We start from the raw sequence: 13,058 nt of genomic DNA, 5'->3' as shown, positions 1-13,058 counted from the left end.
TGCGGCAATCGCTCTGCGAAAAGAGGCAGAAAGAAACATGAAAGCCCTTCTGATAAGTTTAGCCCTCGTAACAATTGCGTGCAGCCACACGCAGCCTTATACCCGCACTCGCGTGGTGAATCCTCAAAGCTCAGCTATCGAGCAGCGCATCATCTTTGTGGGTGATGCGGGCAAGGCGACACCGGGTGATGCAGTCTGGGCAAAACTTGATCGCTACCTCACGAAAGATGCACTCGTCGTGTTTCTGGGCGACAATGTCTATGAATATGGCCTGCCCGACGCGAGCGAAAACGACGGCTCTTACGAACTCTATGCCGCACGCTTAAGCGCGCAGATTAACGCCGCGAAAAAGGCGCGCAAGACGATTTTTATTCCCGGTAACCACGACTGGAACAGTTCGCGCAGCAACGGACGCAAAAGAATTCTGGCGCAGCAGCGCTTTGTGACCGATCGCGGTGCGCACTTTGCGCCGCAAAACGGCTGCGCGGGCATTGCCGCCGAGCCGGTGGGCAAAGGCAGCGTGATGCTCTTCATCGACTCGCAGGCAGTGATCGATTTGCCCGACGACGGGGCCGCCGCAGCGAAGGCCCCGGCGAGCGATTGCGCGATTAAACACAAACGCCAGTTCGAGAGCTTCGCGAGCGACTACCTGCAGAAGAACATCAAACCGGGCACGCGCATTATTCTCGCCGCGCACCACCCGCTCGTCAGCGAAGGTTCGCACGGCGGCTTCTTCGACTGGCCGCACCACATTTTCCCGGTCTATAACTATAACAAATATTTTCCGTTGCCCGTGGTGGCCTCGCTCGTCGTGTTCACCCGCCAATGGGGATGGATCACTTCAACGGATATTTCGCACTCGAAATACCGCAAATACCTGAACTCAATCGCGGCCATTCTCAAAAACCGCGAGGTCTTTCTCTACGCCGCCGGCCACGACCACAACCTGCAGCTCTTCTCTGGCACCGGCCCCGTGAAATACCATCTCATCTCAGGCTCGGGCAGCAAACGCGACGCGGTCACGCACAACGACCAGACGCTGCTCGCGTGGGAAAAGAACGGCTTCTTTGTGGTGGATATCTATACAGACGCATCGGCACGAGCGACGGCTGTGGGGGACACAGTAGAAGAGGAGTTGGTGTTTGAGTTGAGGTAGGGGGGCGGCGGTGGTAATGCACTTTACATACTTGGCGAACGGGTAAAATTAACCGATGCCGGAACTCCGTAACTATAGAATATTCATCAGCCATGCTTGGCGTTACAATGAAGAATATTACCGTTTGGTTGAGTTACTAGATCGGGCCCCCTATTTTATTTATGCAAACTACAGCGTGCCAGAACATGATGCTTTTGCCGAAATGACCAGCGCGCAACTGACAGATCAGATACAAGCTCAAATTCGGCCTGTCCAAGTAGTCTTGATCATTTCCGGTTTGTACGTGAACTACAGCGAATGGATTCAGTATGAGATGGATTGTGCATACTCACTGCATAAACCGATACTTGCGATTCAGCCTTGGGGTTCAACAAATATGCCACGTCAAATCTCTCAGATTGCAAACGAAATTGTGGGTTGGAATACTGATAGTATCGTGGACGCGATTCGCAGACTCGCCTAATGTGTAAAAGTCTGAACTTGACCTGACACACCCATTTTCATGCTGTCTGTAATTTCAAATCCAGCATTTTGTCTTTCGCTATACTGAGCGAGTCTTTGAATGTTGCCAGAGGCGTTTTGCCGAAGCAATATTTCCCCTGATGAGTGCGCTGCGTGTTGTAATCGTAAATCCACTCATCAAGGTCTGCCTGCAATTGCTCCAAAGAAGTGTAAACCTTCTTTCTGAATGCAACATTGTAAAACTCATTCAATATAGTCCGGTGAAAGCGCTCACAAATGCCGTTCGTCTGCGGGCTCTTGGCCTTGGTTTTTGTGTGGTCGATATTCTCCAAGGCCAGATACAGCTGATAATCGTGCTCTTCCCGGTTGCCACAGTACTCGCTGCCACGATCGGTCAGAACGCGCAACAGCGGAATCTCATGCTCGTCAAAAAACGGGATGACTCTGTCGTTAAGCATATCGGCTGAAACCAGAGAATTCTTGCGATCATAGAGTTTCGCAAAAGCGACTTTCGAATACGTGTCGATGAAGGTCTGCTGATAAATTTTACCCACACCCTTCATATTTCCCACGTAAAACGTGTCTTGTGACCCCAAATAACCAGGGTGCTCCGTTTCAATTTCACCGTGACTTTCCTTCTCATCTTTTGCGCGTTCGAGCGCAACCAATTGTGCCTCGGTAAAGATCCCCTTTTCCTGAGCCATTCGCGCTTCAAGGTATTTCAGCCGTTTTTTAAACGTCGCAAGATCATGGCGCAGCCAAACGCCGCGCACGCCAAAAGGGGAGATGATGATACCTATCTTGCGCAACTCGTTGGACGCCCGAACCTGACCGTACGCGGGGTATTGAAATGCAATTTCCCGTACCGCTTCCTCGACCTCTGGAGCTACACGATTTTTCAGCAAAGGCTTCCTGCGGCTGATCTCCTGCAATGCGAGCTCGCCACCCTTGTCGTAAAGCTCCTTAAACCGGTAGAAACTGTCTCTTGAGTAACCGAAAACCTTGCAAGCTTTCGATACGCTGCCCAGCTGCTCTGCCAGTTTCAGCAGACCAACCTTGTTCTTGATAATTTTCTGTTCTGTCGTCATAAACACTCCTTTTTGTTAAGAGAGTGTCAGATAAAGTAAAAACTATTACACCTAATGTATGGCATTAGAGTATCCGAGCTTATACTCCTCAGCGGATAAGCTATCAAATCGCACTCAGGCTTTATACAAACGCATTTTCAAATGGCACACTGTGTGCCTTGTGGCCTTTTGCATCATTTTTTCAATGTTCAAAGAGATCCCGGTTGGAAAGATTATTTCGGCAATTTTGATCCTAATTTCTTTCGTCTTGAACATCTTCCTGACTTTCGATGACAAGAATACTGTATGGTACACCGCAAGGGCATTGGCCGAATCTGTAAAAACGATGACATGGCGGTTCGTAATGCGCGCAGAGCCTTTTGACAATAATAATGCACAAGTATTGTTTACCCGGCATCTTGGCGATCTATTGAAACAAAATCAGAATGTATCTCAACAAATGCTAACAGAACTCGATCAACATGCAGTTATTTCGGAATCCATGAAGACACTTCGGTCGGCGACTTTAGCTCATAGGAAGTCATTTTACTTGAATAACCGCATAAAAGAGCAATTGAATTGGTATTCAGAAAAGGCGAGATTGAACCGTCGGGGTTCAAAATTCTGGTATGGCTTGTTTTTCTTAAATCATTTGATTCTTATAGTTTGCTTCTTTTTTTATTTGATAATACCGTCCCTGCATACCTTGATTATCGACACTGCCCCAACAATTGCTGGTGCGATCTTGTCTTGGCTTCAGATTCAAAGATACAGAGATCTAACTTCAGCTTATAATTTGACCGCAAACGAGATAACCCTAATTCGTGGTGCAATTTATGACGTTAAGACCCAAGAACAATTTTCGTTGTTTGTAAGCGATGCTGAAAGCGCATTCTCCCGGGAGCATACTCAATGGGCAGCGCGCAAGGATAACTGAGCCGCCAAACCACTGAAAACAACTACAACAGCGTTCTAATTCCCACGCAGCTGAAATCTTGGGTGGTGGTATGTGTTCTCTGGTTTTTTTGACGGTTGTAGCTCAGGAATCCCCGGCAAATCTAGAGGCGGTAAAACCGATTGTCGTATAAGAAGTCAATAGGCGCTCGCCGCTGGCGCGTCTTTCAGCGCCAAGGTGCAAATGCCAGGTGCGTTCAGTTACTTATTTATTGGTGACCTTCGAATTGCGCTAAAGTTTGAATCGGCCGTATTTGCAATCCTTATTTGATCTGGATATTTCCTTAACGATAAACTTGGCAAAATTTTTCGAACAAGAATTGGGAATGGCGGCGGTTGAGTGATTCTATTTTCGCATCACAATCAGAAAAATCGACGATGAAAGCCCGACGCAAAGGCTAGAAATTTAGGGACAAGCACCCGCTAGCTGTTAGCAAACCGACGCGACTTGCATCGGCTTATCAAGTTGGGAAACGAAGCGCAAAGGTTACAGACGATGTCGGAAAGCCACAACCAAGCTCATTTACTCAATTCACCTACTAATCTTACTGGCTGCAAGAATGGACTTTACGCCGCAACTTGAGCGGCTTCAATTGCGCTGTTCGTGGCGGATTCTTTGCGCAATAAATTAATTGAGCGTTGGTACGCATGCACAGCTGATCATTATGAGTTCTGATCAATTATCGAGCCAAAAGGAATTAATTTTCTTTGCTTACCAAGGGCAACAAGGAACTCAATCAGATCCCAATATCGGGGGAATTAAGAAGGCTATTCAGACTATCAATGCCTATCATCCAAAATATAAAGCCGTTAGTTGGGAAGAATTTCGACGAACAAATTCAATCACCAAAGAAGTCTTGGCAAACATTAATGAATGCTCGATATTTGTTTGTGATGTAACGTATTTTAACCATAATGTATTGTTTGAACTCGGGTATGCGTTGGCGCGAAATAAAAAACTGTTGATCTTGCTTAACAAAAGCATTGAAGGCGCGGAAAAACTCTATAAGGATTCGATCTTTAAAGACATACGCTACTCAACGGCAATGACCGGGAAAGAAATAGCAGAAGACATCAAACAAAAAAATTACAACGATAACCTACTGAATCAATACACCGACTCTACACTAATTGCGCCATGTACGAATGACATTTTCTATGTCCAGACAAAGTTGAAAAGTCAATATCTTATTGATCTCTGGGAATATGTCGAATTATATCGTACGGAAAAGAATTTAAACATCACCACTGATAACAAAAGTGAGATTTCGTACCGTCCAATTCAGTTCTATTTTCAAAATATAATAAAGTCAAAGGGGGTCTTAATTCATTTCCTGAATGATCGGATAGAAAATCACCGTGCTGAGAATGCCACAAATTCTTTTTTGGCCGGTGTTGCTTGCGGGTTAGATCGCAATGTAAAACTAATTGCCCCGGCCATTTTCAAAGCGCCATTGGATTACCATGATATTCTCTATCAATATACAGACTCCAATGACCTAATTCTAGATGTCGATCCGTGGCTAAATCAACTATTACAGCCGAGCGCCGAACGTACAACTCAAATAATACCTCAAGAACATGAGCATGAACTTAATTTGATAAAGCTGGGCATAGGTGATGACGTCGCAGAAAACGAACAAGATAAGCTTATCTATTATTTTGCAGAGAATGCGGCCTATAACGCGGCAATCAACATGTCGAAAGTAATTATTTCTGGCCCGAAAGGCTCCGGAAAGACAGCCATCAACATCATTCTCCACAATCACCTAAAAGAAGATGACAATAATCTAATTGTTAATATTAAGCCTGATCCGGACGAACTTGAAGAAAACATCTCCATAGCTGAATTGTTTAAAGAAGCCTCTAGGAAATCTTTCTTCTATACGGTATGGAAACTGATCATTTTCTCACGACTGCTCATATTCTTATCGAATAAGACGCAAGCAAAGACAACAGACCAAAACAGTACGGAAGAACTAAACCTTTTGGATTTTGCCAAGAAAAACAAAGATATTGTAAATCTTAGCTTTTTGGCCTTGCTGAAACACGTACTGCGGGGCGGGCACACCTCTCATAGATCAATCGAACCAAATTCATTAGAAACCTTACACAGGACGTTCCTGAGTCCACTGGTGTTGATCTTGAACCAATATTTCAAATCGAAAAAATCAAAGTATTATCGGATTATAATTATTGCAGATAATTTAGATAGAACTTGGGATACGGATCATAGGTTCGACTATCAAGCTGAAATGATAAATTCATTGATCGACATGAGCAACAAGGTCAGAGATGAACTAAATTTGCCAGGTGAAATGAAGCTTGAGATTAAGAACATCATCTTTTTGAGAACCGACATACTTGAATATCTTCGAAAATATTCAAATGAAAAAGGGAAATTCAGGACGCTCTGTCACGAGATTAATTGGGGGCTTTACCCAAATCTATTGAAAACAATAATCGAGAAGAGATTTGCATTCACATTGAATTTGCCTGAGGGACACGACCCATTTGAAATTTGGTCAAAATACTTCCACTTTGGAAATGGCGATCACCCTTATAATCAGATATTCAACATAATTTACAAAAAACCACGTGATATTATTTACTTCATTCGAACACTTTTCGTAAAAGCAATCGACAATGGTCATAGAAGTATTTTGGACGCGGATGTCGTGTACGCCATAAAAGAGTATATGTATTTTGTCCGAGATAATTTGGTGGACGAAACCATTGCTGACTGTTCGGAAATGAACGATCTTCTTTATGAACTAACCCCATATGAGGGTACCCTCATTGGTTTAGCAAAGTTTAGAAACATCGCGAAAAAAGCTAAGTGCGCAGAGTCGCGTAGCGACCATCTGCTGAAAATTCTTATCGAAAAAGAGTTCATTCAATGCTATGACGAAAATGCAGAATCAATCATTGGCTTAGACGTGTTGATGAAAAATTCAGCAAGCCCGATTAGAAGATACTTTGGAAACAATCGAGTAATAATCAACTCGCAACTTTGGCGCATAATTAAACTCAACATACTGGCCCCCAAGTACCTTCCGTTTATCACGGGAAAGGTAAATGATATTTCCGAATGCAAGTAATCCTATTTCGCTAAATTCTGGACCTCTTGGTGCGCTAAACTCTGAACATACAAAACTGACAATATCTTAAGGCTGCGTACGTTTTGGGAGGCCAAAACGTGCTCTGAATATTGTCGTGACTAGGGCTGGGGCTCCTAGTGATTCGCATCACTGGTTGAGGTCGCCTGCGATATGTTACACCGGCTCCTCTATTGAGTGCCGTTAAGAACTGTTGGCAAGGGTTATATTCGGCGAGATCAAGACATAGGCGTGAGACGGGCTCAACCAAAGTCGGCGTTGAGAGCGCAGAAAATGGCTTTGCGGATAGATTTTACGAGGTTTACCTCGCTAAGCGTTCGATAACCGACTCTTTGCCCGCCATTGGGCAGACAACCTATTAGTATGCACAATATTACACTCATCGGCACCATGCACAGGGAAGCCGGAGCCTGCAACATCCAAAGCTTCTACCAGATTCTGGAGAAGATCAGACCCGAGGTAATTTTTGAAGAGCTTATGCCATCAGATTTTGATGCGCATTATCTTGATAAAACAAGAAGACAGCTAGAAACCGAGGCCATTAATCTCTATATCCAAAAGTATCCAGTCGAGCATATTCCAGTGGACTTAGATGTTTTGCCGCCAGAATCATTTTTCAAACTGCACCGGCAGATGCATGAACGAGTAGAGGCGGTTAGCTTTGGCTATAGCTCCATCATAGATACCGACGCGGTGGATAAGCGGATGTATGGTTTCGGTTATCTTAACAGCGCTCACTTCGAAAAAGTAAACAGAAACTTGGAAAATGCGATCGAACAAGCTTTGCAAATAATTAATGAGGTTGAGCTCTGGGAGATACACAAATCCTGGAACGAGCACATGAAGAAACGTGAATCGACCATGGTGGCTAACATATATCGCTACTTTGAACAGAAACCATTTGAGACAGCGGTCTTTTATATCGGTGCAGCTCATCGCGGGGCCATAAAGCGCCTAATCCAAGATTACGAGATGGCCCAAAAAGCGAACTTGAGATGGAATTATGATAGATATGAAGGTATAATTTGAGGTAGATAACCGCACGTTAGCCAGCCAAATTTGGACAATACGCCGGCGACGAATACACCTGCAATACGTGCTTAGGGTACCTACTTTTGGTGGGCCTTTGCTTTCAAATATGATTACGTACCCGCCGAAATTCGCCTCCTTTAGAACATGACCCAGAATTATGCAAAGCAATGTGGCCGAGAGGTCAGCCGTTCATCGAATGAGTATAGCATTCTATTGCCCGTTACCGCGAAACCAGCCCCAGTGGCGCATGTCCCCGCTTGCGTACGAAAGCAGCATCGATTTAGCCCCATCGAATCAAAACCACACGCCACACTCTGGAACCCCTGAGTCGAAATTTCGGTCAGCGCTGCCAATTATGGCGATAGTGACCTATGCCTTAGCCTCCCTTCTGCCGTTGTGTTTTCTGCTGGCGGCGGGCGCTTCTATCAGCCGAGCGTTCAATACCTCTCGCCGACAAAGACTGACCGCCCGATTTACACGGTCACGGCCGACGTCATATTCGGCAGAAATGTAACCCGTAACGGCTGGCTGGTGGTTGGTGGCGGTGTCACGGTGACCCGGGCCTGGGGCGAAATTATTCGGCTAGAAGGTTCAATCAGTGATGGCACATTTCGAAGCGCCACTTACGGTAGCAGCGCCACAGGGGTGGGCGCGAGCGGCTTATTGCGTTTTGAGCCATTCGATATCAAAGGCTGGCGCTTTGGCATTGAAACTTTGGGGGGATTCATAATCTACAGCAACCATTTTCCCGCAGGGGGCGACATATACAATTTCATGGGTCGCATTGGCCCCACTGTCGGGGTTGAACTCAGCACTGACACGCACTTACGCCTTTCTAGTCATTGGATGCATGTTTCAAATGGTCAGGGCTTAGGCCCGTTTAACCCCTCTTACGAGGCGATGGGTGCTGGCCTGGGTCTCGTTCGGTATTTTTGACTATTCTCCGTAGACCCATATGCAACAGCTATTGGCCGAATTGAAGCAGCAAAATAGCTTTACACATAGAAATTATCAGGTCTGCGTTGTCTGGCATACGATAAATTTCACTTTTCCCAAAAGCAAATAGAGGTACGCCATGCTAAAATACTCGCTACTCATCACCACACTTACCGCCACGGGCGCATTCGCATTCAACTACGATTCTTACGCGCCCGTCGAAATGAAATTCTTTCAGAACATCTCTGAGAATTATGAAAAGCAAGATGGCCCGGGCGTAGGCTCATTTTCGAATAAGTTTCGTCTGGTATTACCCATTAGCGCAAAGCCGACCCGTGTCGATAAAAAGGGCGCATGGGCGATTAAACACTATAACCACTTTGTGTGGCAAGATCCGCAACATGCTTCAGCCTATACCCACGAGCTCATGATTCGCGCAGATGGCGTAAATTTTCGTCTGATTTTTCAGAAACAACTGTTGCCATACCTGGAGAAAGAACAACTCATCGGTAAGAATGTTTTGCTTTTCTGCATGCATGGCCTATACAATACCTTTGATAATACCCATACATTATTCGTTGCCGAATTTCAGGCGTTGCCCGAATGATGTAGAAGAGGCTTTTCGCCAGCGTGCAAGATTTTCAGCAAATGAGCGTCGCGGGAGCGCATATTTTAGCGACAGGTGGCTGTAAAAGCATCGTTCTGAAGCAATGTTTCCCAGGATAAACAGTCTGCAAACGCCGCGATATTCAGTAGTGAGCTGAGTCCGCGTTATTTGTTCGGCTGCGCCGCGAGCATATCCGATTTTATCTTCGTCACACACCGATAAGCATTGCGTACCGGCGTACACGAGGTGCCCCGGGTAATCAGTAAATCAGATGGTTTGATATACGCGCTCGTGGGCTGCGCGACCGTACCAGAGATTTCTGCATATCTGCCCGATTCACCTTGAATTCGCACAGATACGCGGTTTGCCGGGGCGAAACTCGACAGCAGAATATCTGCATATTCGTTCTGGGCTAAGTCAAAAATGAAGGTTTTGCGCAACTTATCGAATTCTACGGGCTTCGACACCGCCGTGTCTTCAAAAACTGTAAAGAAGTCTATGCCGCCCACATCGTCGTCGAGAAGAAATTGAATCTTGTATAACCGTATTTCTTCGGGAGAAAATTCTGAATCGGCAAATTGTATGGTGACGCGTACTGTCTCATCGGTACGGTTTACGAGCAGCCACCGGCTAATGGCCGAACAACCGGTGAGCAACGACAAGATTGTACACAGTGCAAAGAATCGAATTTTTCGCTGTCGCACGGGCCGAATGACCCGTGCCTTTAGCTTCGACGAATTATGTAAGCCGCTTGCCAAATTACAGAAGATTCTCTTTCTTCATTTCAGCAAGAGTGGAGCCTACCATGTTCTCAAATGCCTTATCTGCCTGAGAATCGGGCCAAAAGAATGGCGCGAGGGGCAGAAAGAGCCAGCCTATCCAGGTATCAGACTGAAAAGAGCTTTCTGTCAATTTCAACCGCTTGCCGCTTTTGTCTAAAACTTCGGTCGTGAGTTTCGTTTCTTGTTTAAACTGCATGGGCACGACACCGAGCGTCAGAAAAGAGAGAATTCTGAGTGGGCCAATTTTGTTGTTCACGTTCGAAACCACTGTAAACTTCATCGTGAGGTCAGAGGTTGCGGGTGAATTTTCGTTTTCTGCAACCTTTACCTCGGTAAACTGGTTGCTGCGGTTCAAAATCTTGACGATTCTCTGCTCAGTGATGAGTCTGTCTTTCTCTGGTGATTTGGTCTTCTCAGAGTCGACCTGCTGGTATTGCGCATAGGTGATCGTCAGGTTTTTTTTGGCTGAAACGCTTGTTTCGTTTTTTGCTGTCTCTTTTTTTTCAAGATCAAGAAAAGTGACGCATGCCGAGAAGGTGAATACGGTTGGCAGTAAGAAGCAGAAGATGCTGAATCTTTTCATTTTAGATACTCCTCTCATGATAGATGTTGCACAGAGCACCCTGCAAGATGCTCTGTCTGACGCCTGACACCTTATGCTGATTCAAGGCGTAAAGCAGGTTGAATATGTGCTGGTTCGTCAGATTCGCGTTACCTCTGGCATAAAAAAGTGGTGCCCGCACTGAAAGTGAATTGGTTAGAAACCCAAGAATGCCCTGGCTCACCTTAATCATCGCAGGCCTTTTCGAAGTCGCATTCGCCGCATGCCTCGCGAAAGCGAAAGAAACCGCGGGCTTCGAGAGAACTCTCTGGTACGCCGGTTTTTTTGCCGCGCTCAGCCTCAGCATGCTTCTGCTCATGAAAGCGGTCGAAGCGCTGCCGATCGGTACCGCCTATGCAGTCTGGACAGGCATCGGCGCGGTGGGCACGGTGGTGGTCGGCATTCTGGTATTCAAAGACCCAGTGACATTCTGGAGAGTCTTTTTCATCACGACGCTGATTGCGTCAATTGTGGGGCTGAAGATGGTTTCTTCTTCGTGAACCAGAAATAGCCCGGCACGCCCAGCAGAATAACGCCGATGCCGATCGCCGTGAGGTATGGCATTGCAATCGCTGCATAGATAATGAAGCCGGCCGAGCAGAGCAAGAATAGCAAAGGCAAAATCGGATATAGCGGCGTTCTGAATATGCCCGGCTCGGCAGCAGTTTTTCTGAAACCCCTGATCTTAAAGATCGCACCTGCAGTGAGTCCATAGAATATATACGAAGCAAAGACAACCGAATCGGTGAGTTCGTCGAAAGTGCCCGAGACGGCGAGCAACGCGGCGATTGAACCCTGCGTGATCGTCGACACAACCGGAATCGCATTCACCGGCGAAAGACGGCCGAGCGGTTTGAAGAAGACTCCGTCATGCGCCATTGCATATGGCACACGCGCACTCGCGAGAATCGAACCGCTCATCGCGCCGAGCGCTGACACGACCATCATTGCTGCGATGACCTTCACGCTCGCATCGGATATAACCTTGTGCATCGCAGCGGTGGCAACGGGTTCGGCATCGGGTTTCACCGAAGGGTTGGCGGCGAGCACTTCGTTAAAGGTGAGAACATGAAAGAACGCCTGGTTCACCAGCAGATAGACAACGATCACGAGGCCAAGACCGACGGCGAGAGCGATAGGCAGGTTGCGCTGCGCATTCTTGACTTCGCCACCGAGCATCGGCAGGTTGTTCCAGCCGTCATAGGCCCAGAGCGCCGCCAAGAGCGCGGCAGAAAAAGACACCATGCCAGGCCATTTTACCGGCGCGGCATCACGGGCCGCTTCGGGGGCGAGAAAAAACAGCGTGCCGACGAGCACGCTGAGGCTAATGATCTTGATTGCGGTGAGCGTCACCTGCACCGAAGAGCTCACGAATATCGTGAGGCTGTTGATAATCGTGAAGAGCGCGATGAATACCACGGCCATCTGCCAAACCTTGATGCCCATTGCCGAATAGGGCACAACCACATGCAGAAACGCTGCCGCGCCGACTGCATAAGAAGCGGCGCTGCCCGGTGCGCCGATGGTGAAGCGCATCCAGCCATACATGTAAGCGGGAAACCTGCCATAGACATTGCGCAAGATCGCATACTCGCCACCTGCTTCGGGCATGCGCGAACAGAGTTCAGCGTACGTGAGTGCACCCGCGTATGAAAGCAAACCCGCCACGAGCCAAGCCAGAAGCACGATCGCCACGCTACCGGCGTGCTGCGCCATGATCGCGGGCTTCAGAAAAACACCCGTGCCGATCATGCAGCCGGCAACGAGACTGATTGCGGTGAAGAGCCCCAATGCCCTGCGAGGTGCCGCAGGGTTCGTGAATGTCAGAAATCCACCTTGATACCCAAAGCGCGAAACTGATTCGCCGCCTTGGGAAAACGCGCCGCGAATGCCGTCTTTCTTTTGAGCCAACCATGCGCCTCTCCGAGCCCCTGCACCAGCATTTTGGCATCGTCGGCTTTCAGCTTCGAGGTCGCGGGGGCAAATTTCGCATCGCCTGCGATTTCGGCGGCTTCATAGACATGAAAGAAATGAAAATATGCGCCCGATGTGTCGAGTTTTCGCATCAGTAGGATATACCTCTCAAATGCTTCTGGCCCCTTGTCTAAGGCTGCATCGAGCATAGCCTCATAGGGTATACCCTGGTCGCGGGCCTGCACCAGCGTCTCATCGGCGAGTTTGATGCGCTGTGAATAGGGTTTGGCGCAGAGCACCTGAAATGCAGCAATAAAAATGAGCAGGCCGGCCCTTCGCATGGCCGACCGGCAATCGCCACCATATGCCGAAAACCAAAAACACCTAATCTGTTCTTCACCTTGCCAAGGCATGTGCCGATAATTAAG

13 protein-coding genes are annotated in these 13,058 nt (G+C 47.4%); 8 read left to right on the top strand and 5 right to left on the bottom strand.

Annotated elements, in window-relative coordinates:
* Window positions 1–37 precede the first annotated feature (37 nt).
* Window positions 38–1,156 carry a metallophosphoesterase gene (locus TURPA_RS07330; RefSeq protein ID WP_014802659.1) on the top strand — a complete coding sequence of 373 codons (1,119 nt, stop codon included), beginning with the start codon at window positions 38–40 and terminating at the stop codon, window positions 1,154–1,156.
* Between the two features lie 55 nt (window positions 1,157–1,211).
* Window positions 1,212–1,619, top strand: a complete 408-nt coding sequence (locus TURPA_RS07325) for a TIR domain-containing protein (RefSeq protein ID WP_014802658.1) — start codon at window positions 1,212–1,214, stop codon at window positions 1,617–1,619.
* Between the two features lie 37 nt (window positions 1,620–1,656).
* Here the strand turns inward: TURPA_RS07325 and TURPA_RS07320 are convergent, their stop codons facing one another.
* Entirely contained in the window at window positions 1,657–2,706 is a 1,050-nt protein-coding gene (locus TURPA_RS07320; RefSeq protein WP_014801227.1) for an IS481 family transposase, read from the bottom strand.
* 58 nt (window positions 2,707–2,764) lie between these two features.
* Between TURPA_RS07320 and TURPA_RS07315 the strand changes: the two genes are divergently transcribed.
* The 5 genes from TURPA_RS07315 to TURPA_RS07295 all read left to right on the top strand — a co-directional run bounded on the left by TURPA_RS07315 (window position 2,765) and on the right by TURPA_RS07295 (window position 9,333).
* Complete coding sequence (locus TURPA_RS07315; protein ID WP_014802657.1) at window positions 2,765–3,622, top strand: DUF4231 domain-containing protein; 858 nt, start codon at window positions 2,765–2,767, stop codon at window positions 3,620–3,622.
* A gap of 682 nt (window positions 3,623–4,304) precedes the next feature.
* A complete protein-coding gene (locus TURPA_RS07310; protein ID WP_014802656.1) occupies window positions 4,305–6,740 on the top strand; it encodes a P-loop ATPase, Sll1717 family in 2,436 nt (811 codons plus the stop codon).
* A gap of 381 nt (window positions 6,741–7,121) precedes the next feature.
* Complete coding sequence (locus TURPA_RS07305) at window positions 7,122–7,787, top strand: hypothetical protein (protein WP_014802655.1); 666 nt, start codon at window positions 7,122–7,124, stop codon at window positions 7,785–7,787.
* 399 nt (window positions 7,788–8,186) lie between these two features.
* Entirely contained in the window at window positions 8,187–8,726 is a 540-nt protein-coding gene (locus TURPA_RS21580; protein ID WP_014802654.1) for a hypothetical protein, read from the top strand.
* Between the two features lie 139 nt (window positions 8,727–8,865).
* Window positions 8,866–9,333, top strand: a complete 468-nt coding sequence (locus TURPA_RS07295) for a hypothetical protein (RefSeq protein ID WP_014802653.1) — start codon at window positions 8,866–8,868, stop codon at window positions 9,331–9,333.
* 164 nt (window positions 9,334–9,497) lie between these two features.
* On the opposite strand, the gene TURPA_RS07290 is transcribed toward TURPA_RS07295, so the two are convergent.
* Together TURPA_RS07290 and TURPA_RS07285 are read right to left on the bottom strand one after the other, a co-directional pair.
* Window positions 9,498–10,037, bottom strand: coding sequence for a hypothetical protein (locus TURPA_RS07290; protein ID WP_014802652.1), 540 nt, complete (start codon window positions 10,035–10,037; stop codon window positions 9,498–9,500).
* Between the two features lie 55 nt (window positions 10,038–10,092).
* Complete coding sequence (locus TURPA_RS07285) at window positions 10,093–10,698, bottom strand: hypothetical protein (protein ID WP_014802651.1); 606 nt, start codon at window positions 10,696–10,698, stop codon at window positions 10,093–10,095.
* Between the two features lie 188 nt (window positions 10,699–10,886).
* Here TURPA_RS07285 and TURPA_RS07280 point away from each other — a divergent pair, with 188 nt between their 5' ends.
* Window positions 10,887–11,216 carry a DMT family transporter gene (locus tag TURPA_RS07280; protein ID WP_014802650.1) on the top strand — a complete coding sequence of 110 codons (330 nt, stop codon included), beginning with the start codon at window positions 10,887–10,889 and terminating at the stop codon, window positions 11,214–11,216.
* Here TURPA_RS07280 and TURPA_RS07275 read toward each other — a convergent pair.
* Window positions 11,164–12,627: an APC family permease gene (locus tag TURPA_RS07275; protein WP_157210431.1), complete on the bottom strand. Its 1,464-nt coding sequence runs from the start codon at window positions 12,625–12,627 to the stop codon at window positions 11,164–11,166. The genes TURPA_RS07280 and TURPA_RS07275 overlap by 53 nt on opposite strands.
* On the bottom strand, window positions 12,540–12,971 hold the full coding sequence (locus TURPA_RS07270) for a hypothetical protein (RefSeq protein ID WP_014802648.1): 432 nt from the start codon (window positions 12,969–12,971) through the stop codon (window positions 12,540–12,542). Before TURPA_RS07270 ends, TURPA_RS07275 begins: the two co-directional genes overlap by 88 nt.
* Window positions 12,972–13,058 lie beyond the last annotated feature (87 nt).

This window comes from Turneriella parva DSM 21527 (assembly GCF_000266885.1).
GTDB classification, from domain to species: Bacteria; Spirochaetota; Leptospiria; order Turneriellales; family Turneriellaceae; genus Turneriella; species Turneriella parva.
This window is presented reverse-complemented; position numbering and strand designations above follow the sequence as displayed.